Below are 22,546 nucleotides of genomic sequence, written 5' to 3' on the forward strand. Positions count from 1 at the left end.
TGGCGCCTATTGTCTTGCCTCCTGGACCAAGGCAAGTGTGTCCAGGCGACTGATCAACTGAGCTGCCCGCGTTTCCTCCAGGAGATCGAAGCACGCTCCGGGCCATTGCTCGATCGCTTTTTTGACCACGGCTTTCATTTCCCGTTCGATCCAGTCTGGATCGAGCTTCAGGAACTCGGCAACACGACGAAATCGTTTGAAGGTGACGTTCGCGAATGTGTGCGTACCGGCAAACCGCAGGGCCAGATCATCATTATTCGGCGCAAAGAAAATGGTGGGAACGATATCGTAGGCCGGCGAAAGCCTGGTCTCGTGGCCGGCGGGGAACCAGAATGACCAATTCTTGAGATGATTGTCCCCATTTCCGATCAGGACATCGGCAATGATCCGACGAAATCCTTCCAAAACGTCGGCGCGCCAGTCGGTGCTGAAGCGGCGGATCATGTTGAGAATGGTTTCGTAGGTGGCCATCGTATATTTGCGCTCACCCGTGGCCCCAACGATCTGGGCGGCATCTTCCATATGGATGCGTTTGTTTGCGCCTGGCCGATCGAAACGATCCGCGACGAAGGCTTGTTTTCCGCCTTTGAGGAGAGCTTCAGGAATGGATTCGATGGCACTTGTCGAGACGAGGCGACAATCCGCCGTGTTGACGCCGATCATCCGACAAAGGGTCATGGCGGCGAATTCTGCCTCCGGCAGACCGGGATATCGAGGGGTGGGTACTTTCAATATGCAGCGGCTTTCGCCGGCCCTCGCCGGTACAGTGAGGCGGTCGCCCATGGCCACGGCTCCGAATTTCAGTTGGACGCCGGCGAGCGAGAATTTCACGACGCCCTCCGGGCGCACCAGATCAAGGCCTTGAACGTTTTCGAGACGAAGCGGTCCCGCCGAGGCGGATGGCGCCGTTTCGGGGGTGGCCAGAACCGCGCCGGGCAAATCCGCACCAAGCCGTGTCAGCAAATCGAATTGGTCGTGATTGCCTGGCCCCATCTCCGTCATGACCAGGTCGCGTAGCGCCCCTTCCGGGAGCAGTCCGGAAAACCATGGGGGCAAATAACCGTGGAGGCCTATCTTGTCGCCGCGCGCCGCAAGCCGTGCCCGCGTGGCTTCCTCGTCACCCGGCACCACCCAGGCGAGGCTGAGAATGGGTCGCTCCGGATTTCTCAGATAGACCTCGTCGACCACAAAGGCGGTCGCTCTGTCACGGTCTCGCGTCAGGATTCCGACCCGGATTCTGTCGCCGCGCCGATCCAATAGGTACACGCCCAGAACCGCAGCTGGTTCCGCCATCACTTGTCTCCGTCATCGGACAGATCGACGAACAAGTCTTCGAAAGCGGTGGACTGGCCCGGGGATGCTTCACGCCCCCTTTCGGATGAAATCAAGTCACGTGCGGCAGCAAGCCTGGAATTGGGAACCAGCAATGGCGTCAGGTCGAGAGCGTCACAGATTTCGACCAGCAGGGAGAGCCTGTCCCGCCCGATGCGCTCATTGGCAAGGTCGCGTTCCAGTTCGGAAATGCGTGCGCGGTTCCGTCCCAAGCGTTCGGCAAGTGCCGGCTGGGTCAATCGCCGACGCTGTCTGGCTTCCTTGAGCTGAGTTCCAAGCGATTGAAAAATCGATTGCAGCATGCGTTTTTCCGCTCTTTATGTTAAAAGAAGCGGAATTCCGTATATGCAGGTCGGAGAGAATGTCAAGCGGAATTCCGCTCTATATGAAAATTAGAGCGGAATTCCGCACTTTTTGACGGCACCGAAAAATGCGAAGCCGATTTCAAGGCCGGTAAACCCTCTCCGCCGTGTTCCAGAAAATGTCCGCCTCTGCCGCAGCACCATGCTTGGCCACCGCGTCGCGGTGCGCCTTGATCAACTCGGCGTGGCTGGTCCACAGTTTCTCGATCGGGAAGTTCGAGCCGAACATCAGATGGCCAGCGCCCAGGATGTCGATCGCATTGTCGACGATATAGGCGATCAGCGCCGGGTCGTTGCGGTGGACGAAGGTGCCGAGGCCGGAGAGCTTGGCGTAGAGGTTGGGGGCGGCTGCAAGCGTGCGCAAGCCTGCCTTCCAGGCTTCGGTGGTTTCCGGCTCCATGCCCGCCAGCATGCCGGCATGGGTGAGGATGAAATTCGTCTCCGGGTTTTCACCGACCAGCGTCAGCCCGTCCTTCATCTGGGCGGGAAAGAGCTGCAGGTCGAAGGACAGGCCATAATCCTTGAGCCGCGCCACATTGGCGCGGACCTTCGGGTCGATCACCTGGTCGGCCGAGGCGGCGAAGCGGAAGGCCGGGGTCTCGTGCCAATGAAGTTGCATCCGTACGCCGCGCAGCAGCTTGTATTTCATCAGCCGATCGATCTGGGGCCTGATATCGTCGACGGTCATGTCGGTGTAGCCGACGATGGCATGCGGCCAGCCGGTTTCGTCGGATGTCTTCTGCAGGAAGGCGACTTCCTTCTCGAAATCCTCCTTGGCCCAGTTGGTCTGGACATAGACGGCCTTCTCGACGCCCGACCCCTTCTGGTCTTCGAGAAACTCCTCGACCGGATAGTCGCGGCGGATCGACTCGTAGGGACCAAAAATACGCGGCACCATCGGCCCGACCAGCCAGGGCTGGTCCTTTTGGCGCCAGATGTGGAAATGCGCGTCGATGGTTTTCTGCATCATGAAACCCTCTTCCAGATTGCCGCCGCCGCCGGAGCAGGGCGGGCGAGAGACAGGATGAAATCGGTGAGGCTTTTCACCGACGAGCCGTCGATGAGGTCGTCCAGCACCGGCAGGATGGCGCGCAGTGCCGCCGTTGCCGGCCGGAAGCGCGGGTCGCCGGCTAGCGGTGTGGCCAGCGACAGCCGGAAAGCGCGGGCGCTCAGCCGTCGCATGGCTGTCTCCAACTCGCCATGATCGCCGCGCTCCAGCGCGTCGGACAGGATCACGACCGTGGCACCGCGTGCAAACGACGAGAAGCGCGGCACCGAGAGGAAGGCGAGCAGCGTCGGTCCCATGCGGGTGCCGCCGTCCCAATCGTCGACCTGGGCCGCGGCGCGCGCCAGCGCCTGGTCGCGGTTGCGGATGCGCAGTGCTGGGGTGATGCGGGTCAGCCGCGTGCCGAAGGTGAAGATCTCGGCGCGGTCGGCACCTTGCACTGCGGCATGCGCCAGCTTCAGATAGTCCGCTGTGTGCAGCTTCATCGAGCCGGAAACGTCGATCAAGAGCAGCAGCTTGCGCGGCACGGTCTGGCGGCGGCGCAGCAGCGGCGAGGGCACGTCGCCATCGGCGCTGACGATTTCCCGCAGCGACCGGCGCAGATCGAGCTTGCCGCGCGAGTGGGTGCGCACGGTGCGGAAGGAGCGGCGGGCGGGCAGGGCCGAAGCGAGCTTGCGGCGGAAAGCGGCAAGGCCGTCATCGTCGCGCTGGAAGTCGCGGCTGCTCAACTGCTCCAGCGCCGAGGACAGCTCGCCGCCCTCTTGCCGCTGTTCGGCCTCGATCCGTTCGTCGTCGGCGCCGCCATCATCCTTGATGCGGGTTTCCTCGTCTGCGTCGCCTTCGGCCACGGCGGATGTGTTGCCATAAAAGTGGCTCTGGAAATGCGCCTCGAATTCGTCGCGGCGATCGGGCGGGGGTGCAAGGGTGGCAAGGGCGGCCTCGCGGATGTCTGCCATCGAGCGCGGCCCGAGCAACGTCACCGCCTGCATGAAGCCAGAGATCTGCTCCGGCGCGACGGCAAAGCCATAGCGGCGCAGCAGCCGCCCAAAACCGAGCAAGGGCGCGGCGGCGCGGGGTACGCTTGTTTCCCGCATCATTGCGTGGCGCCCCCCTCTGTCCTGCCGGACATCTCCCCCGCAAGGGGGGAGATCAGCAGCTTCGATGCTTCGCTCCGTTCTGCGACGCTGGAGATTGTCGAAAGCCGGAATGACAGCCAATCTCCCCCCTTGAGGGGGAGATGTCCGGCAGGACAGAGGGGGGTGCTGTCCCGCCAGCGTTGCGGAATGAACGGGGAGAACGTGCCGTTGAGGTCTCGGCTCACGCCAGCGCCTCCTCGACAATCCGGCCAAGCTCGGGCTCGATGTAGGAGAGATCCTCCTCGTCCTTGATCAGCACGCCGATGGCGCGGCGGAAGGCTTCCGGCCACGGGCTGCCGCCTTTTTCCAGGATGGTCGCGGCGTTGGCCCATTCGACCGCCTCGGCAATGCCGGGCGGCTTGGCGAGCGGGCGGGCGCGAATGGTCTGCACGGCCGCCGCCACCGCGCGTGCGGTGGCTTGCGCTACATCGCCGGCGCGCAGCATGATGATGGCGGCCTCGCGCTCGGCGTCGGGATAGCCGATCCAGTGGTATACGCAGCGGCGGCGCAGTGCTTCGGCCAGTTCCCGGGTGCGGTTCGAGGTCAGGATGACGATCGGCTGTGCCGTGGCGCGGATGGTGCCGCGCTCGGGAATGCTGATCTGGAAGTCGGAGAGGAATTCCAAAAGCAGCGCTTCGAATTCGTGGTCCGAGCGGTCGATCTCGTCGACCAGCAGCACGCGCTGCTCGGGCGCCTTCAGCACCTGCAGCAGCGGCCGGGCGATCAGGAAACGGTCGTCGTAGATGTCGATCTCATGCTCGCCGGCATGGCGGATGGCGAGCAGTTGGCGCTGGTAGTTCCATTCGTAGAGCGCATGCGCGGCATCGATGCCTTCATAGCATTGCAGCCGCACCAGATCACGGCCGAGCAGCGCGGCGATCGCCTTCGCCGCCTCCGTCTTGCCTACGCCCGGCGCGCCTTCGAGCAGCAGCGGCTTGCCCAGCCGGATTGCCAGGAAGATCGCGGTCGAAAGGCTCTCGTCGGCAAGGTAGCGCGAGGCGGCCAGGTGCTGCGCCACCGCCTCCGGCGAGGTCGCGACAGTCTCGGCGCTTGTCCCTGTCATTCCAGCCCTCAATTCGCCGTTTGCGCCTTCAGCGCGCGCAGGATGCGCTCCGGCGTGATCGGCAGAGTGTCGATGCGCACGCCGACGGCGTCGAAGACGGCATTGGCGACGGCCGGGATCTGCGGGTTGGCGCACATTTCGCCCGGCCCCTTGGCGCCGTATGGTCCGTCCGCCGAAGGCCGCTCCAGAACGATGATCTCGGTCTCGGCGAGATCGCCGGGGCCGGGCATCAGATACTGGTTGAAGTCGGTGCCGCCATGGTCGCGGTTGGGATAATAGGGCTCGGTTGTCTCATAGAGCGCATGGCTGATGCCCATCCAGGAGCCGCCAACCAGCTGCTGTTCGACCATCTTTGGGTTCAGCGCGCGGCCGATCTCGAAGACGTTCTTCACCGTCAGCACGGTAACCTCGCCGGTCTCGTCGTCGACCTCGACCTCGGCCACCGTGCAGGCATGGGCATAACAGGTCGACGGCTTCATCGCGCCGGTTTCCTTCTCGGGATAGGAGCGCGGGATCAGGAACATGCCGCGGCCGGAGATCGAGCGGCCACGCTTGAAATGCGCCGACAGCGCGACATCGAAGATCGAGATCGACTTTTGCGGTGCGCCTTTGACCAGGATGTTGCCCTGTCCATCGGTCTCGAGGTCGGAGGCGTTGACCTCCAGCTCCTCGGCGGCCACTTCCAGCATCACCTGGCGCGCTTCCCTTGCCGCCTGGATGACGGCGTTGCCGGCGCGGTGGGTGCCGCGCGAGGCGAATGTGCCCATGCAGTGCGGGCCGGTGTCGGTGTCGGCGGTGTCGACGACGACACGGTCGGTCGGCACGCCGATCGTCTCGGCGCAGATCTGCGCCATGATCTGCTTCATGCCCTGACCGAGATCGACGCTGGAAAGCGTCACCATGAAATTGCCGGTCGGCGTCGAATGCACCAGCGCCTGCGTCGGGTCGCCGCCGAGGTTCATGCCGGTGGGATAGTTGATCGCGGCAACGCCGCGTCCACGCCTGATCGCCATCTCAAGCTCCCTTCACGTAAGACGACATGGCCATGTATTTCTCCGCCACCGGCCAGTTGGCTGCGCGCGAGGCTTCCTGCATGCATTCGATCAGCGCCGCGCCCTCGGTCGGCTGGCGATGCGCTTTCATGTCGCCGTCGCGATAGGCGTTGATGAAGCGGAATTCGAGCGGATCCATGCCGATCAGCCGCGCCAGTTTGTCCATCTGCACCTCCAGCGCGAAGTCGCCGATGGTGACGCCGAAGCCGCGCATGGCGGAGGAGGGCGTGCGGTTGGTGTAGACGCAGTAGGTGTCGATCCAGACGTTTGGGATGGTGTAGGGGCCGGGATAGTGCCCCGCGCCCTTCTGCGCGCCATAGGGCGAGTGGCGCGAATAGGCGCCGGCGTCGGTATAGCCGGTGACCTTGCGCGCGACGATGCGGCCGTCCTTCATGACGCCGTCCTTGATGACGACCTTTTCGGCCGCTCGCGGCGACGAGATCTGCATCTCCTCCTCGCGGCTGTAGATAAAACAGACTGGTCGTCCTGTTAATTTTGCGCCGAGGATGGCGATGGGCTCGACGATGACGTCGACCTTGCCGCCAAAACCGCCGCCGACGGTGCCGCCGACGAAATGCAGTTTGCTGCCCGGCATCTGCAGGATGATCGAGGTGTTGTCGAGCGTGAAGAACATCGCCTGCGTGTTGGTGTAGCAGGTGAAGCGGTCATTGCCCTCGGGTGCCACCACGCAGCCGGTGGTCTCGGTCGGCGCGTGCTCGATCGGCGAGGACTGGTAGCTCTCCTCCAGGATGTGGTCGGCGCCGGCGAAGCCCGCCTCGACATCGCCGAAGCGCACCTTGCGGCACTCGCCGCTGTCATAGAGGTAATAATTCTGGCCGTGATATTCGTTGACCAGGGGCGCGCCGGGCTTCAGCGCCTCTTCCATGTCGAAGACGGCCGGCAGCACCTCATAGTCGACCTTGACCTTGGCTGCGGCCTCCTGCGCGGCACGCTCGGTTTCGGCCAGCACGGCCACCACGGCCTCGCCCTTCCAGCGCACCTTGCCGTCGGCAAGCACCGTCTCGTCCTCCGGCCCGACCTGGATCAGGATCAGGATGGTGTAGACATTGTGCGGCACGTCCTTGGCGGTCAGAATCTTCACCACGCCCGGATGCTTTTCCGCTTCCGAGGTGTCGATCGAGCGGATGCGGGCATGGTGATGCGGGCTGCGCACCATCTTCAGGTGCAGCATGCCAGGGAAATTGCGGTCGGCGAAAAAGGCGGTCTTGCCGGTGACATGGCCTGGCGAATCCGAGCGCGGCCGGGGCTGGCCGATCTCGTTCAGATCGTCCTTGCGGATATCAGTGAAGTAGTTCTTGCGCAGTTCCATTGCTTTGGACCCCTCAGGCCGCGTTCTGCGAATTGGCGCGGGCGGCGGTCAGCACCGCCTGGATGATCGGCTCGTAACCGGTGCAGCGGCAGATGTTTCCCGACAGCGCCTCGACCACCTCGTCGCGGCTGGGGTTGGGTGTGTGGTCGAGCAGCACCTTTGCCGCCATGATCATGCCCGGCGTGCAGAAGCCGCATTGCGTGGCGAACGTGTCGAGGAAGGCGCGCTGCAGCGGGTGCAGCACGCCAGCTTCCGAAAGTCCCGATGTCGTGCTGATGACGGCGCCATCGCAGGTCTCGGCCAAGGTCAGGCAGGAGAGCCTGAGTTCGCCGTCTATGATGACCGAACAGGCGCCGCAGGTCCCTTGATGGCAGCCGCCTTTCGGTGAGGTGTCGCCGATCTTGTCGCGCAGGGCCTGAAGCAGCGTCGTGCCGCTGTCGATGAATTCGGCCTTTTCCGAGCCGTTGAGCGTGAATTGAACCGGAACCTTTGCCATGTTTTCCTCCCAGCGCGCCTGCCCGAACCGGCGGACAGACGCGCGCCCCCGAACGAAATATTATGCGAGCAGCAACCGGCCGAGATGAACCGGCAAGACTTCGGCGCGATACCAGGCGCTGGCGATCGGGTCGGTGATGGGCGAGGTGCCATCACCGGCCGCGGCCAAGGCCGGCGCGATGCCGTCAGCGGTCAGCTTTCGGCCGATCAGCGCTTTTTCCGCCGCCCTGGCGCGCATTGGCCGATCCGCCATGCAGCCGAGCGCGATCCGCGCCGAGGTCACGGTGCCATCCGACGACAGTTCCAGAGCACCGGCTATGCTGAGCACCGAGACGCCCTTGGGCTTGACCCTCGACACTTTCAGGAAGCGGAAACTGTCGGCCTTCGGAAGCGTGAAGCTCACGGAAGTGACGACGGCACGGCTGCCGTCCCGATTGGCCAGAAAAGTCTCGATAGGCGTTTCGCCGCCATCGGTGCCGACCATGGCATCGAGCGCCAGCAGGGCAACAGCGAAATCGCCATAGGGGGCCGGGGCAAAAAGATTGCCGCCGACGGTCGCCATGTTGCGGATGGCCGGGCCACCGACGGCGCGGGCGGCCTTGGCGAGCGTGCCGAGCTCCGGATGGCCGGCGATCGCCGCCATCGTCACCGAAGCGCCGACACGGGCTTTTCCACCGGCAACGGCGATGGTGGACAAAGACGGCTCGGTCGACCTGACAAGGCCGGAAACCGAGACATCGCCCTCATTGGCCGCGCGGACGACCAGCGTGCCGCCGCCGAGATAGCGTGTGCCCTGGGCTTTCAGTGCCGCGTTCGCGTCTTTCACCGTTGCAAAGGTCTGCAGTGCCAGCGCCATGGTTTGGCTCCTGTCAGCTCTGGCCGGCGAAATGGCTTTTCAGAGCGTTGAAGCCGCCCTGAAAGACATTGGCGCCCATGCCCTCGGCCAGCTTGTCTGCCTCCTCGGGCGCGGCGTCGAAGCTGGCGGTCCATTCGGCGTAGGTGCGGTCGCCATCGGTCACGCGCCGCAACTGCAGCGTCGCCTTGTGATTGGTCAGCGGCTGCGGCGTCTCCAGGATGGAGTAGCTGACGAGGAAATTCTGATCGGAAAAATCGAGCAGCTTTTCGCGCAGGCGGGGGCCGCTGGCGAGCTGGAAATTGCGCACGCAGCCGATCGTGGTGGCATCCTTGCCGTCTTCAATGTGGCTTTCCACCATGCGCGGATGCCAGCCCGGCAGCCCGTTGAAGTCGCGTATGCGCGCCCAGACCTTTTCGACCGGCGCGTCGATGACGCTGGATATGGTGACTTTGGCCATTCAAATGTTCCCTTGCAAAAGCGATCCGGTGCAAGGGTAGGGCGGCCATTTCAGCGACGCTTATCAATGCGTCTTGAGCGTGTATCAAGGAGTCTGAAAAACAGTCGACCTTGACTAAACGAGGACAGGTTCAGGCAATCGCCCGCGCGGCCTCGCGGTAGAGCGTCGGCGGCACGCCGACATGGTCGCGGAAAAAGCGCGAGAAATTGCCCTGCGTGGTGAAGCCGAGATTGCAGGCGACCGAGATCAGCGGCTCCCGCGACCATTGCAGCTGCCGCACCGCTTCCTCCATGCGCAGCGTATTCCAGTAGACATTGGGCGTCAGATTGGTCTGTTCCTTGAACAAAGCGAAGAAATGCGGTCGCGACAGGCCGACGCTGCGCGCCACGTCGTCGAAGCAGATGCGCTCGCAGACATTGGCCTTCATCAGCTGGATTGCCTTGCGGACACGGAAATCCTGCATGGTGTTGATGCGGACACGGGCCTCCTGCGGCGCCGAGGCGTCGGCGGCGTCGAGCACGCTATCGATGAAACGCTCGATCTCGTAGTTGGCGATATCGTCGACGCTCTCATTGTCGCTGAGGTGGTCGAGCAGATTGGCGGCGGCCTGATGCAGCCACGGTTCCAGCGTGATCGCGGCTTGTGAGAACAGCGGCGCAGACGAAGGCAGGTCGCGGCGGCGCCGCGCCCAGTCGGGATCGATGTAGAAGGCGAGAAACAGACCGGGCGTCCCGTTTTGCGACAGAACATGGCTGTGCGGCTGGAAGGAGTTGATGCCGGCGGCCGTTCCAGGTCCAAGCCGGACGGTCTCGCGGCCGATGGTCATTTCGCCGGCCGTACCTTCCAGCCAGATGATCAGATGGGCCTCGACATGGGCATGAGTGACGAAGTCGCTTGCGACATTCAGGATAGAAACATGTCCGAACCGGCCCCAGTAGAGCCTGATCGCTTCCGTCATGGGTATATCCTCCCGCAGACGACTGGCCTCCCTTCGCCTGCAACAGGGATTGTGCGGCGGAGTTCGGGGCCGCGTCAAGACGCGCGGGGGCGGCGAGGGCCAATGACGGCCGATGCGGCCGGATTTTCAGACTGAGCGATAGGTTTCCTCTTCTCCCACAAGGGAAGAACGCCCTTCAAACCGAAGCCGTCATGCCGCCATCGACATACAGCGTATGGCCGTTGACGAAAGACGATGCGTCGGAGGCAAGGAACACGGCGGCGCCGATCAACTCGTCGACATTGCCCCAGCGCCCGGCGGGCGTGCGCTTTTCCAGCCAGGCGGAAAATTCCGGATTGTCGACCAGCGCCTGGTTCATCTCGGTGCGGAAATAGCCGGGTGCGATCGCATTGATCTGCAGGCCGTATCTCGCCCAGTCGGCGCACATACCCCTTGTCAGGTTGCGGATCGCGCCTTTGGTCGCGGTGTATGGTGCGATGTTCGGCCTTGCCAGCTCGCTCTGCACCGAGCCGATGTTGATGATCTTGCCCTTGCCGCGCGGGATCATGTGGCGGGCGACCGCCTTGCCGACATGGAAGGCGCCCGACACATTGGTCTTGAACAGGCGCTCCCACTGCTCCTCGGGAAAGTCCTCGAGCGGAGCGCGGAACTGCACGCCGGCATTGTTGATGAGGATGTCGATGGCGCCGATCTCGGCCTCGATGCGGGCAATGTCCGCGTTGACCGCCTGAAAATCGGTGACGTCGAATACCGAGGCGTGCGCCTTGAAGCCGACATCGCGCAGCTTTTCGACGGCGCTGTCGATCCTGGCGGTGTCGCGACCGTTCAGCACTATGCTTGCACCGTGTCCGGCGAGGCCCCGAGCCAGCGCAAAGCCGATGCCTTGACCGGAGCCAGTCACCAGCGCCACCCGCCCCTCGAGGCTGAACAGGGAGTTGGCCATCAAACAGTCTTTTGTTTGACCATGATCTTGCCTGAAAACCGGTTTCCACTTTTCGGGATCATGGTTCTAGTCGCTGCGGCGGAAATTGCGGATGCGGTCGAACAGCACCGCCAGCAGGATGGCGCCGCCGATGAACACACCTTGCCAGAAGGCATTGATGCCGAGCAGACCGAGACTGTTGCGGATCACCTCGATCAGGGCCGCACCGACGATGGCGCCAAAGGCGGTGCCGACGCCGCCAGCCAGATTGGCGCCGCCAATGACGGTTGCGGCGATCACCTGCAGCTCCATGCCGGTGCCGAGATTGGTGGTGACGGCACCCAGCCAGCCGGTCTGGATGATGCCGGCAATGCCGGCCGACAGCGCCGAGATCATGTAGACGGCAACCTTGATCTGGCGCACCGGAACGCCGGTCAGCGTTGCCGCGTGCTCGTTGCCGCCAATGGCGAAGATGTGGCGGCCGAACTTCGTCCAACGCAGGATAAAGCCGGTGGTCAGCGCCAGAAGGATCATGTAAAGCACCGGATTGGCGATGCCGAACACCCAGGCGCCGCCGCCCAATGACAGAAGCTTGGCGTGGTCCGGCCCGAACTGGAAGACGACCGTGTTGTTGGAGGCGACCATGGCTAGGCTGCGGGCGATCGACAGCATGCCGAGCGTCACCACAAAGGGTGGAAAGCCGAGATAGGCGATCAGCACGCCGTTGAAGGCGCCAATGGCGAGCGCGGTGGCGATCGAGGCCAGGATGCCGACCTCGATCGAGTAGCCGGCATGCATCGTGACGGCCAAAATCATCGACGACAGGCACAGCACCGAGCCGACCGAGAGGTCGATGCCGCCGGTGATGATGACGAAGGTCATGCCGAGCGCGATAATGGCGACGAAGGTGATGTTGCGGGTGATGTTGTAGAGGTTCTTCGACGTGGCAAACGCGTCGGTGGCAAACGACAGGAACACGCAGGCGAGGATAACGGCGATCACCACCCAGAAGGTCTGGCTGGCAAACACTCTTGCCGGCAGGGATTGCTGCTTGTGTTCGATCGGCTGGTCAATTGTCAGTGCCATCGTCGACCTTCATCTGCTGTGCGTGGTGAAATTCGCTGAAATCAAACCTGTTCGATGGCGCCGGTGATCAGCCCGGTGACTTCCTCGGGCGAGCTCGACGCAATCGTCTTGTCGGCGACCTTGCGGCCGCGCCGCATGACTATGACGCGGTCGGCGACGGTGAAGACGTCAGGCATTCGGTGACTGATCAGCACGACGGCAATGCCTTGATCGCGCAAATGGCGGATCAGGTTCAGCACTTCGGCGACCTGGCGCACCGAGATAGCGGCCGTCGGTTCGTCCATCAGCACGATCTTGGCCTGCGACAGCATGGTGCGGGCGATCGCCACCGCTTGGCGCTGGCCACCCGACATCTGCTTGACGAGATCGCGCGGACGGGTCTCGGACTTCAATTCGGCGAAGAGCTGGCCGGCACGCTTGTACATCGAGGCATAGTCGAGGATGCGGAACGGCCCGACGCCGCGCCGCAACTCGCGGCCGAGATAGACGTTGGCGGCGGCGGTCAGATTGTTGCAGAGCGCAAGGTCCTGGTGGACGATCTCGATGCCGTGCTGGCGGGCTTCCGCCGGCTTGTGCAGGATCAATTCCTTGCCGTCCATGTGCATGGTGCCATGGCTCGGGCGGAAATTGCCGGCGATCATCTTGACCAGCGTCGACTTGCCGGCGCCGTTGTCGCCCATGAGGCCGACCACCTGTCCGGGCTCGATCGACAGCGACACGTCGTTGACGGCCTGGATGGCGCCGAAATGCCTTGAGATGTTGGTGAGTTCGAGAACCGCCACCAGCCTTTGCCTCCCCGTGATTTGCGACCTGCTGCTGTTCCCGGCGTGGATGCCGACGCTGCTTTGGCCTCGCTCTCCCCGGCTCCTCCCGAAGACGGCGTTAGCGTTCTTTTACGCAAAAGCCGGCGCACGTCAATCAATTGTCGGACGAATTGGGCCAGGACTATTTTAAAAATCCGTTTTGTAGGACAAATAGCATTGACGTTGGCGCCAAGCCGATATTAGCTAAGCGTCGGAGGAGATTATGCCGATCTCCGCTGGCGGTTCGCCGGCCGGAATCGGCGGAGGTTTGACGGCCCAAGATCCAGCGGCACCTGTGTGTGAGTTGATCTGAAGCCGAATCTGGAAATGCTTATCGATCTGTCCTGGCGACACGAGCGCTCGCGAAACGACCCTCGGTCATCACGCATCCGGTCGATCTGTATGGCGGGCACGCCGTGTCCGTTTGTTTCAAGGGAGGACTGACATGAGGAAAACACTTTTGCTCGCCGCCGTCGCCGCAATGGCGTTGGGTGCCGGGCCGGCTTTGGCCAAGAAACAGCTCGTCATTGTCGTGAAAGGTCTCGACAATCCGTTCTTCGAGGCCATCCACCAGGGCTGCGAGAAATGGAACAAGGAAAACGCCAGCTCGGAGTATGAATGCTTCTACACCGGTCCGGCGTCGACTTCGGACGAGGCCGGCGAGGCGCAGATCGTCCAGGACATGCTGAGCAAAGCCGACACGGTCGCGATGGCGATCTCGCCGTCCAACGCGCCGCTGATCGCGCAGACGATCAAGAGCGCCAATCCGACGATCCCGATCATGACGGTCGATGCCGATCTCAGCAAGGAAGACGCAGGTCTTCGCAAGACCTATCTCGGTACCGACAATTACCTGATGGGCAAGAAGATCGGCGAGTACATCAAGAAGGGCAAGCCGAATGGTGGCACGATCTGCACCATCGAAGGCAACCCGGCAGCCGACAACATCCTGCGCCGTGCGCAAGGCATGCGTGACGCACTGTCGGGCAAGGAAGGCCTTGCCGCACTTGCGGGTGAAGGTGGTTGGACCGAAGTTCCCGGCTGCCCGGTGTTCACCAATGACGATGGCGCCAAGGGCGTGCAGGCGATGACCGACATCCTCGCCGCCAACCCCAAGCTGGACGCCTTCGGCATCATGGGCGGCTGGCCGCTGTTCGGCGCGCCGCAGCCCTACCGCGATCTGTTCGGGCCGCTCAAGGACCGGATCGCCAGCAACGACTTCGTCATCGGCGCCGCCGACACGATCGGCGACGAAGTGGCGATCGCTCGTGACGGCCTTGTAACGGCTCTGGTCGGCCAGCGGCCGTTCGAAATGGGCTACAAGGCACCGTCGGTGATGATCGACCTGATCGAAGGCAAGGCGGTCGCCGATCCGGTGTTCACCGGCCTCGACGAGTGCACCAAGGATACGGTCGACACCTGCATCCAGAAGTAGGTTCTCGATTTCGGGGCGCCCGGTTGCGGGCGCCCCGTCATTCCTGAACGGAAGCGGTAATTCCCGAACGGACGCAATAGTTGGGGCAATCGGCTCCGGCTTTGCCGCGCCCGTGATCTGGATTTTTCGGCAACGAGATCGGCGCCCGTACGGTTCGGACCATTCCGGACGACAGACGGTCGACGCATTGGAACGTGGATGCCGGACGAGAAGTCAAGCAAGCGAACCGACCTAACCAAGGCACAAGCGAGCCACGGTCCGGCTGTCATGCGGAAGGCTGGTGCCGCGCATTTTGCGGGGGCGAGCGTCCATGTCTCGTTGGCCGGCGAGATTGGCCTGCGGATCGTGCGTGGCGACTATCCGCCCGGCACCATCCTGCCCAACGAGTCCAAATGGGCCGAGATCTTCAATGTCAGCCGTTCGGCGGTGCGCGAAGCCATCAAGATGCTGATGGCGAAAAGCCTGTTGGCCTCACGCCCCAAGATCGGCAGTTGGGTCGAGCCGAAGGAGCGCTGGAACCTGCTCGACCGCGACGTTCTGGCCTGGTACGCGACGGCGCCCGACCGCGAGGCGTTCCTGCGAACCGTGCAGGAGTTTCGTCATATCATCGAGCCGGAAGCGTCGGCCTTTGCCGCCATGCGGCGCAGCGACGAGCAAATGGCGGAAATCAGCCAGGCCTGCCGCGACATGGGCGAGGCCTTGAGCCTGCAGGAGCGTATCCGCGCCGATACGCGCTTTCATCTGGCCATCCTGCGCGCTTCCGGCAACGACCTTCTGGTGCCGCTCGGCGTGCTGATCGAATCGGCGCTCGACCATCTCTTCGCATTCACGACACAGCAGGTCGCCGATCAGCGCCAGGCGCAGAAGCTGCATGAGGCGATCGAAAAGAACATCCGCCTGCAGCGCCCAGCCGCTGCGCGCAACGCCGTGCACAAGCTGCTTGCAGATACCGACGATGGGATAGGGCGGTGGCGGCGGTGATCGGCGCCGGCGTTGGGCGATCGGTTAAATGGTCTGTTTCTTGCCATCCTTCATCGGCATCAGGTCGACACCGTTCACCCCAGCGATATGCGTCGCCAGCATCGGTACGAATTGCTCGGCCGGGCCGGTTGCATGGGCACCGGCGAAGGAGTTCTTGGTGGCGTTGCCGAGCGGGTTGGCAATGCCGGCCGCACCCGCCATCGATTCCAGATAGGTCAGGTCCTTGAAGGCATTGGCGATGGTGAATTTGTGCGCATCGCGGTCACCTTCCAGCGTCCAGCGCATGAAGGTCTGGTAGAAGCCGCAATCCATGCGGCCATTGCGAATGACGCTGTCGAAGCGCGGCGGCGAGATGCCGACCTTCTCAGCCAGTGCCAGTGCCTCGGAATAGATCGCTGCGTAGCCGAGCGAGATGAAATTGTTGAGCAGCTTCATGCGATGGCCGTCGCCGGTGTCGCCGATATGGACGATGCGGCCGGCCCAGGTTTCGATCACCGGCTTCACCCTGGCAAAGAGGGCGTCCGGCGCGCCGACCATGGCGTCGAGCGTGCCTTCCCAGGCTTCCTTCGGCGTGCGGCTGAGCGGCGCGTCGACAAAATCGATGCCGAGCGCCTTAAGTTCCGCTGCCAGCGCCACCGTCGAGACCGGATCGGAGGTCGAGCAGTCGACGACGACCGAGCCCTTTTTCAAGCCCTCCTTGAGGCCGCCGGGGCCGCGAATGATGGCTTCGACCTCGCGCGAACCGGTGACGCAGATGAAGACGATATCAGATGCCGCCGCCACATCGCGCGAGGTCGATGCTTCCGTGGCGCCGCGGCCAAGCAGGTCTTCCGCCGGTTTGCGGTTCTTGCGGCCGAGGAAGGTCAGACTGTAGCCCTTGTCGACGATGTTCTTGGCGATCCCGTGGCCCATCAGGCCAAGCCCGATGAAGCCGATCTTTTCGCGCGCGGCAGTCGTGTTCATGTCTTCAAGTCCTGTTGCAATGATTGATGTCAGGCGCTGCCGTTTTGCAGGCGAGGGTGGTTGCAGATGGCGATATTGTCTGACAATACACATAAATCCCTGAGGATGTGGAGAGCAAAATGACAAAACGGATCATGTTCACCGGCGGCAGCGGCAAGGCCGGACGCCATGTCGTCCAGTATCTGGTCGAGCAAGGCTGTCAGGTGCTCAACATCGACACCAGGCCGCTCGACAATCCCAAGGTGCGCACGCTGATCACCGACATCACCGACAGCGGGCAGGTGTTCAACGCGCTGTCGAGCTATATGGGCCTGCATGAATTCGACCCCTCGCTGCGCCCGCAGCCGGTCGATGCGGTGGTGCATTTCGCCGCCATCCCGCGCATCATGATCACCACCGACAACGAGGTGTTCCGCATCAATGCGCTCGGCACCTACAATGTCATCGAGGCGGCGGTGAAGCTCGGTATCCGCAAAATTATCATCGCCTCCAGCGAGACGACTTATGGGCTTGTGTTCGCCAACGAGCCGCGCGATCCCAAATATTTCCCGCTCGACGAGGAGTATGACGTCGACCCGATGGACAGCTATGCTTTGTCCAAGGTCGTCAACGAGAAGACGGCGCGGGCCTTCGCCCAGCGCAACGGCACCGACATTTATGCCCTGCGCATCGGCAACGTCATCGAGCCGCACGAATATTCACTGTTTCCGAAATGGTTCGCCGATCCGGGTTTCCGCAAGCGCATCGCCTGGAGCTATGTCGACGCGCGCGACCTTGGCCAGATCACGCTGCGCGCCATCGAGAAGGACGGCCTCGGCTATCAGGTGATCAACGCCGCCAATGACGACACCTCATCCGACCTGCCGACTGCCGAACTCCTGAAGCGGTTCTACCCCGGCGTGCCGGTGAAGGCCGAGCTCGGCGAATACGAGACGCTGCTGTCGAACCGCAAGGCGCGCGACGTGCTGGGCTTCCGCCCGGAGCATAGCTGGCGCAAATACGTCAAGCAGGACTGATCCGCGAAGCAATCGAGCTGATCTGTGCACAGCGGGCGGCTTTGCGGTGCAAGCCGCTTGCCGCGCTTGACAGCCTGCTTAATACGGACTTTCTGGAACCCATGCGGGACGCGAAGCCGAACAAGGAAAAATCGTTGGGGAAAGCGGCCTCCGGGGACCGTCCGGGCGGCGTTCGCCGGGCGGACGCCGCCCGTATTCCTGGCTCCAGCGTCCACGCCTCGCTGGCCAGCGAAATTGGCCTCAGGATCGTGCGCGGCGACTATCCGCCTGGTACCATCCTGCCCAATGAAGCGAAATGGTCGGAGACCTTCAGCGTCAGCCGCTCGGCGGTGCGCGAGGCGATCAAGATGCTGATGGCCAAGAGCCTTTTGGCCTCACGTCCCAAGATCGGCAGCTGGGTCGAGCCGAAGGAACGCTGGAACCTGCTCGATCGCGATGTGCTTGCCTGGTACGCGACGTCGCCGGATCGCGAAGTGTTCCTCAAGACGGTGCAGGAATTCCGCCACATCATCGAGCCGGAAGCGACCGCGTTTGCCGCCATGCGAAGAACCGACGAGCAGATGGCCGAGATCAGCCTGGCCTGCCGGGAGATGGGAGAGGCGACGAGCCTGCAGGAGCGGACCCGCGCCGACACGCGCTTCCATCTTGCCATCCTGCGGGCTTCGGGCAACGACCTGTTGGTGCCGCTCGGCGTACTGATCGAATCCGCCTTCGATCACCTCTTTGCCTATACGACGCGGGAGATCGACGATCTCAACCACGCGCAGAAGCTGCACGAGGCAATCGAGAAGAACATCCGCCTGCAGCGCCCCGACGCGGCGCGCAATGCAGTGCGCAAACTGCTCGCCAACACAGACGGCGTCATCCGCGCCCGGTAGGGCCGGCCGCCGCTAATCATCCTTGTCACGTCCGAAGGCGCTGCGCAGTTCATCCTTGGCGTCCTCAAGCACTTTTTTGCGCGCGGCAGGCAAGTTCTTGCCGGCGCGGTTGATGTAGAAGTTCAGCATCGACATGGCCGACTGGAACGGCTCGGCCTTGCGCCGGTGGCTGTGTTCGGCGGATCGCTTGAGCGAGGCGGCGATCTTCCTGGCGTCGTCGGATTCGAAGACGTGATCCTCAAGATCCATCGCGTCGCTGTGCTCGGTCACCTCGGCCGACCATTTTTTCCTGGTGGCGGTCATCGCAGGACTCCTCTGCAGGGTAGGCTGCCAGGAAACTCCGCACATCGGCATCGGTTCCGCCCTGGCTCTGGAGCCACGGATTTGCCAGCTGTGGCGCTGCTGCGACCCGAGAATGCGCCGATAGTGGCGCAAACGGCAGCCGATCTCCGAGACCGCCGACAGGAAACGCCTTGACCCGAACCGACAGCATCCAGCCCGGCCCCGGCATCGACAGCTCCTATGCCTGGATGCGGCTTGCCATCTCGATGCTGCTGGCGACGATCGGCGCCGTCGGAATGTGGGCAGTCGTCGTCGTGCTGCCCGCGGTGCAGGCCGAGTTCGGCGTCGACCGCGCAGCGGCGTCCATGCCTTATACTGCGACCATGGTCGGCTTTGCCGCCGGCAACGTGCTGGTCGGCCGCGCCATCGACCGGATGGGATACTGGATCCCGGCGCTGCTCTCTTCGATTGCGCTTTCCGCCGGCCTGCTTCTCGCGGCGCTGTCGACCTCGATCCTGCAATTCACGCTTGCCCAAGGAGTGCTGATCGGTATCGGCACGTCGGTGATCTTCGGGCCGCTGATCGCCGATATCTCGCACTGGTTCAACCGCCGGCGCGGTGTCGCGGTGACCGCGGCGGCCGCCGGAAACTACCTCGCCGGAGCGATCTGGCCGACCATCATGCCGACGCTGATAAAGGCGGAAGGCTGGCGCTTCACTTATGCCGCCATCGGCATCTTCTGTCTGGTGACTATGGTGCCGCTGGTGCTGATGCTGCGGCGCGGTGCCCCAGTTGCGGCTGCCGCCGGTTCGCCCGGAAGCCGGCCGGTGCAGTCGATGCCGCTGTCGCCGGCGGCGTTGCAGGTGCTGCTGGTCGTCGCCGGCCTCGGCTGCTGCGTGGCGATGTCGATGCCGCAAGTGCATATCGTCGCCTATTGCATGGACCTTGGCTACGGCGTCGCACATGGCGCCGACATGCTGTCGATCATGATGGCAGGCGGCGTCGTCAGTCGGCTGGCATCGGGCTTTCTCGCCGACCGCATCGGCGCGGTGTGGACACTGATGATCGGCTCGGTGCTGCAATGCCTGTCGCTGCTGTTCTACATCCCATTCGACGGGCTTGCCTCGCTCTATGTGGTGTCGCTGGTGTTCGGCCTGTCGCAGGGCGGTATCGTGCCTTGCTACGCGATCATCGTGCGCGACTACATGCCGGCCAAAGAGGCTGGCCAGCGTATCGGCATCGTCTTGATGGCGACGATCTTCGGCATGGCGATCGGCGGCTGGATGTCGGGCTGGATCTACGATTTGACCGGCTCCTATGCGGCTGCGTTCCTCAACGGCATCGCCTGGAATTTGCTGAACATACTGGCGATCGGGCTGCTGTTGTGGAAGGCACGGCGCAGCACAGCCGTGATGGCCTGAGCTCACCCTGCCCAATGGTCCGGGAGCTGCGCGGCTTGACAACCACCCAAGGCTGCGCGACGCCGGAGGGCGGATGGGTGCGGCAACAGGCCGATTTGGCATGACGACGGTGGCAAAGACCCTGAATATGGTTCTAAAGGCGCTTGGCTGCACAAGCCCGTCGCCAGGAGTGCGCCCTTGACCAAGCCGCGCTCGCGCCGGGGCGGCGGCCGCCCTACCATCGCGGATGTCGCGCGCAAGGCCGGCGTTGGTGCGATCACCGTGTCGCGCGCCCTGCGCGAGCCGGAGCGTGTGTCCGAAGAGCTGCGCCGCCAGATCCAGGCCGCCGTCGACGAACTGGGCTATGTGCCGGACCCGAATGCCCGGGCCCTGGCCTCGGCGCGCGCGGAGGTGTTCGGCGTGCTGGTGCCGTCGCTTACCAACAACGTCTTCGCCGAGGTGGTGCGCGGCATCTATGACAGCCTGTCGGCCAGCCCCTTCCGCATCCAGCTTGGCAACACCCACTATTCCGGCCTCGAGGAAGAGCGGCTGCTGCAGGTGTTCGGTTCGCAACGGCCGGCAGCGTTGATCGTCGCCGGCATCGATCAGACACCGGCTTCGCGAAAGCTGCTGGAAAGTGCCGGCTGCCCTGTGGTGCAGGTCATGGAAACGGGTCCCGATCCGGTCGACATGATGGTCGGCTTCTCGCATCTGGATGGCGGCAGGGCGGCGAGCGAGCATCTGATCGAGGCGGGCTATCGCCGCATCGGCTTCATCGGCGCGCGCATGGATCCGCGTTCGCAGCGGCGCCTTGCCGGCTATCGCGCGGCGATGGAGGCCGCGGGCCTGTTCGACCCGCGCCTCGTCACCACTACGCCGGTGCTGTCCAGCGTCTCGCTCGGCCGCGAGATGTTCCGCGATGCGCTGGCCAAGGTGCCGACACTCGACGGTGTCTTCTGCAACAATGACGATATCGCGCTCGGCGTCTTGTTCGAATGCCATCGCGCCTCGATCGCGGTACCGAAGACGATCGGCATCGTCGGGTTCAACGATCTCGACATGATGCAGGTGGCGTTTCCTTCGGTCACCAGCATCCGCACCCATCGTTATGAGATCGGCCGGCGTGCCGTTGCCATGGCGCTTGCGGCGATCGCCGGCAACAGACCGGAGCAACGGATCGTCGACCTCGGTTTCGAGCTCAAGCGCCGCGAGAGCACGGCGCGTTGAAACGCACAGGAGCGACTGTGCAAATGCCGGTTTACACGCCAATTTGGTAGCGCTACCATTTCCCGCAGGCAGGTGCATAAACGACAGAGCGTACCTGTTTATTATACATAAGCGACAACTAATACTTGTTTATTATGGATAATATGATAGTTTTCGTACCGCTGGGGGCGACAAGGGAGGAACCGGGTCGGCCACCACGGGCGGCCAAGGACGCGCATGGCGAGGCGGGAGGTGCCGGTCCATCGCGCGAAAATTCGCGTTGCGAAACGAACAATCTGAACTGCAATCGGGAGGATTATCGATGATCAAGTCACTTGTTGGTGGCGTCGTTGCCGCCACTGCATTCGTCATGCTCAATTCGGCCGCCATGGCCGCCGGACCCGAAATCGTGTCGGGTCCCGCCGCTCAGGCGGACTGTTTCGCGCCGTGGAGCGCGGAGACCAAATTCTTCAAATATCCCAAGAAGGAAGGGCCGTTCCGCATCGCCTTTGCCAATGGCTATATCGCCAATACCTGGCGCATCCAGATGGTGCAGACGGCCAAGGCCTACGCCGCACAACCTGAAGTCAAAGCCAAGATCAAGGAATTCAAGGTCGTCTCGACGGGCGAGGACGTGCCGGCGCAGATCTCGGCGATCAACAATTTCATCGATTCCGGCTATGACGCCATCGTCACCGACGCCCAGAACCCGACGGCCTTCGGTCCGGTCATCAAGCGCGCCAAGGAAGCCGGCATCGTGCTGGTCGCCTTCGACAACATCCTCGACACCAAGGACGCCATCAACGTCAATGTCGATCAGAAGGGCCTTGGCGAATTGTGGGCCAAGTGGCTGGTCGCCAAGATACCGAACGGCGGCAAGATCCTGGAAGTGCGCGGCGTCGCCGGCACCTCGGTCGACACCGATCGTCACAACGGCATCCACGAGGTCTTCGATGCGTCCGGCAAGAAGTGGGACGTCACCGAAGTCGCCGGCAAATGGGATGACGGCGTGGCACAGAAAGTGACCGCGGATGCGATCGCCACCAACGGTCCGTTCGACGGCATCACCGGGCAGGGCGGCGACACCGGCATCGTGCAGGCGATGATCGACGCCAAGCATCCGTTCGTGCCGTTTGGCGGCGAGACCGAGAACGGCTTCCGCAAGTTCTGCGCCGCGCATTCGGCCGACGGGCTGAAGTGCTCGTCCGCAGGCTCGGGTCCGGCTCAGGTCGCCGTCGCCATCAAGACTGCGATCGCCGCACTCGAAGGCGAGGTGGTGCCACAAGAGGTGAAGCTGCCGCTGGCGATCGCCGAAGACCCGAACTTGAAGGAAGGCACGGATTATTTCCCCAAGGAATCCGATAATTTCTTCGTCGGCAATTCTTTCCCGACCTGCGGCATCAATTTCAGCGCCCAGGAAATCATGGGTCAGACCAAGGAAAACCAGTAAATCATCGCTGGCTGTCACCTGGCGCCGCGGCTTGAGCCGCGGCGCTTGTCTCAATCCCACAATCGCCCTGGGAGGGC

Annotated in this window: 23 protein-coding genes; 7 read left to right on the forward strand and 16 right to left on the reverse strand. The window is 63.2% G+C overall.

The window, feature by feature from the left end:
• Positions 1-6: 6 nt before the first annotated feature.
• The 14 genes from EOA13_RS20595 to EOA13_RS20665 form a co-directional block, all read right to left on the reverse strand.
• Positions 7-1,293 carry a type II toxin-antitoxin system HipA family toxin gene (locus EOA13_RS20595; RefSeq protein WP_127295440.1) on the reverse strand — a complete coding sequence of 429 codons (1,287 nt, stop codon included), beginning with the start codon at positions 1,291-1,293 and terminating at the stop codon, positions 7-9.
• Positions 1,293-1,634, reverse strand: coding sequence for a helix-turn-helix transcriptional regulator (locus tag EOA13_RS20600; protein ID WP_127295442.1), 342 nt, complete (start codon positions 1,632-1,634; stop codon positions 1,293-1,295). The genes EOA13_RS20595 and EOA13_RS20600 overlap by 1 nt, the downstream gene beginning before the upstream one ends.
• 142 nt (positions 1,635-1,776) lie before the next feature.
• Positions 1,777-2,661 carry an amidohydrolase gene (locus EOA13_RS20605; RefSeq protein ID WP_164780216.1) on the reverse strand — a complete coding sequence of 295 codons (885 nt, stop codon included), beginning with the start codon at positions 2,659-2,661 and terminating at the stop codon, positions 1,777-1,779.
• The gene (locus EOA13_RS20610) at positions 2,661-3,797 is read right to left on the reverse strand and encodes a VWA domain-containing protein (RefSeq protein WP_127295446.1); all 1,137 of its coding nucleotides are present in this window, start codon (positions 3,795-3,797) and stop codon (positions 2,661-2,663) included. The genes EOA13_RS20605 and EOA13_RS20610 overlap by 1 nt, the downstream gene beginning before the upstream one ends.
• Positions 3,798-4,017: 220 nt before the next feature.
• Positions 4,018-4,899 (reverse strand): MoxR family ATPase, encoded by an 882-nt coding sequence (locus EOA13_RS20620; RefSeq protein ID WP_127295448.1) that lies wholly within the window; start codon positions 4,897-4,899, stop codon positions 4,018-4,020.
• Between the two features lie 8 nt (positions 4,900-4,907).
• Positions 4,908-5,912, reverse strand: coding sequence for a molybdopterin cofactor-binding domain-containing protein (locus EOA13_RS39405; RefSeq protein ID WP_127295450.1), 1,005 nt, complete (start codon positions 5,910-5,912; stop codon positions 4,908-4,910).
• Position 5,913: 1 nt separating this feature from the next.
• Positions 5,914-7,281 (reverse strand): xanthine dehydrogenase family protein molybdopterin-binding subunit, encoded by a 1,368-nt coding sequence (locus EOA13_RS39410; RefSeq protein WP_127295452.1) that lies wholly within the window; start codon positions 7,279-7,281, stop codon positions 5,914-5,916.
• Between the two features lie 13 nt (positions 7,282-7,294).
• Positions 7,295-7,777 carry a (2Fe-2S)-binding protein gene (locus tag EOA13_RS20635; protein ID WP_127295454.1) on the reverse strand — a complete coding sequence of 161 codons (483 nt, stop codon included), beginning with the start codon at positions 7,775-7,777 and terminating at the stop codon, positions 7,295-7,297.
• A 60-nt stretch (positions 7,778-7,837) separates the two neighbouring features.
• A complete protein-coding gene (locus EOA13_RS20640) occupies positions 7,838-8,632 on the reverse strand; it encodes an FAD binding domain-containing protein (RefSeq protein ID WP_127295456.1) in 795 nt (264 codons plus the stop codon).
• Between the two features lie 13 nt (positions 8,633-8,645).
• The gene (locus EOA13_RS20645) at positions 8,646-9,089 is read right to left on the reverse strand and encodes an SRPBCC family protein (protein ID WP_127295458.1); all 444 of its coding nucleotides are present in this window, start codon (positions 9,087-9,089) and stop codon (positions 8,646-8,648) included.
• Between the two features lie 130 nt (positions 9,090-9,219).
• Positions 9,220-10,047 (reverse strand): AraC family transcriptional regulator, encoded by an 828-nt coding sequence (locus EOA13_RS20650; RefSeq protein WP_127266791.1) that lies wholly within the window; start codon positions 10,045-10,047, stop codon positions 9,220-9,222.
• 175 nt (positions 10,048-10,222) lie between these two features.
• Positions 10,223-10,990, reverse strand: a complete 768-nt coding sequence (locus tag EOA13_RS20655; RefSeq protein ID WP_023813246.1) for an SDR family oxidoreductase — start codon at positions 10,988-10,990, stop codon at positions 10,223-10,225.
• A 66-nt stretch (positions 10,991-11,056) separates the two neighbouring features.
• A complete protein-coding gene (locus EOA13_RS20660) occupies positions 11,057-12,055 on the reverse strand; it encodes an ABC transporter permease (protein ID WP_127295460.1) in 999 nt (332 codons plus the stop codon).
• Between the two features lie 41 nt (positions 12,056-12,096).
• Entirely contained in the window at positions 12,097-12,837 is a 741-nt protein-coding gene (locus tag EOA13_RS20665; RefSeq protein ID WP_013530854.1) for an ATP-binding cassette domain-containing protein, read from the reverse strand.
• Between the two features lie 466 nt (positions 12,838-13,303).
• On the opposite strand from EOA13_RS20665, the gene EOA13_RS20670 reads away from it, so the two are divergent.
• Complete coding sequence (locus EOA13_RS20670) at positions 13,304-14,293, forward strand: sugar-binding protein (RefSeq protein ID WP_023813244.1); 990 nt, start codon at positions 13,304-13,306, stop codon at positions 14,291-14,293.
• Positions 14,294-14,491: 198 nt separating this feature from the next.
• Positions 14,492-15,274 carry a FadR/GntR family transcriptional regulator gene (locus EOA13_RS20675; RefSeq protein WP_023813243.1) on the forward strand — a complete coding sequence of 261 codons (783 nt, stop codon included), beginning with the start codon at positions 14,492-14,494 and terminating at the stop codon, positions 15,272-15,274.
• Positions 15,275-15,298: 24 nt separating this feature from the next.
• Here the strand turns inward: EOA13_RS20675 and EOA13_RS20680 are convergent, their stop codons facing one another.
• Positions 15,299-16,237, reverse strand: coding sequence for an NAD(P)-dependent oxidoreductase (locus EOA13_RS20680; RefSeq protein WP_023813242.1), 939 nt, complete (start codon positions 16,235-16,237; stop codon positions 15,299-15,301).
• A 119-nt stretch (positions 16,238-16,356) separates the two neighbouring features.
• On the opposite strand from EOA13_RS20680, the gene EOA13_RS20685 reads away from it, so the two are divergent.
• Together EOA13_RS20685 and EOA13_RS20690 are read left to right on the forward strand one after the other, a co-directional pair.
• The gene (locus EOA13_RS20685) at positions 16,357-17,253 is read left to right on the forward strand and encodes an NAD(P)-dependent oxidoreductase (RefSeq protein WP_023813241.1); all 897 of its coding nucleotides are present in this window, start codon (positions 16,357-16,359) and stop codon (positions 17,251-17,253) included.
• Positions 17,254-17,354: 101 nt separating this feature from the next.
• Positions 17,355-18,131, forward strand: a complete 777-nt coding sequence (locus tag EOA13_RS20690) for a FadR/GntR family transcriptional regulator (RefSeq protein ID WP_023813240.1) — start codon at positions 17,355-17,357, stop codon at positions 18,129-18,131.
• Positions 18,132-18,143: 12 nt separating this feature from the next.
• On the opposite strand, the gene EOA13_RS20695 is transcribed toward EOA13_RS20690, so the two are convergent.
• Positions 18,144-18,434 carry a DUF3175 domain-containing protein gene (locus EOA13_RS20695; protein WP_031213606.1) on the reverse strand — a complete coding sequence of 97 codons (291 nt, stop codon included), beginning with the start codon at positions 18,432-18,434 and terminating at the stop codon, positions 18,144-18,146.
• A gap of 170 nt (positions 18,435-18,604) precedes the next feature.
• Between EOA13_RS20695 and EOA13_RS20700 the strand changes: the two genes are divergently transcribed.
• From EOA13_RS20700 to EOA13_RS20710, 3 genes are all read left to right on the forward strand, one after another.
• Positions 18,605-19,834: an MFS transporter gene (locus tag EOA13_RS20700; RefSeq protein ID WP_023813238.1), complete on the forward strand. Its 1,230-nt coding sequence runs from the start codon at positions 18,605-18,607 to the stop codon at positions 19,832-19,834.
• 177 nt (positions 19,835-20,011) lie between these two features.
• Entirely contained in the window at positions 20,012-21,040 is a 1,029-nt protein-coding gene (locus EOA13_RS20705; protein ID WP_023813237.1) for a LacI family DNA-binding transcriptional regulator, read from the forward strand.
• A gap of 301 nt (positions 21,041-21,341) precedes the next feature.
• Positions 21,342-22,469, forward strand: coding sequence for a sugar ABC transporter substrate-binding protein (locus EOA13_RS20710; protein WP_023813236.1), 1,128 nt, complete (start codon positions 21,342-21,344; stop codon positions 22,467-22,469).
• Positions 22,470-22,546: the final 77 nt, after the last annotated feature.

This window comes from Mesorhizobium sp. M7A.F.Ca.US.011.01.1.1 (assembly GCF_003998295.1).
Lineage (GTDB): Bacteria > Pseudomonadota > Alphaproteobacteria > Rhizobiales > Rhizobiaceae > Mesorhizobium.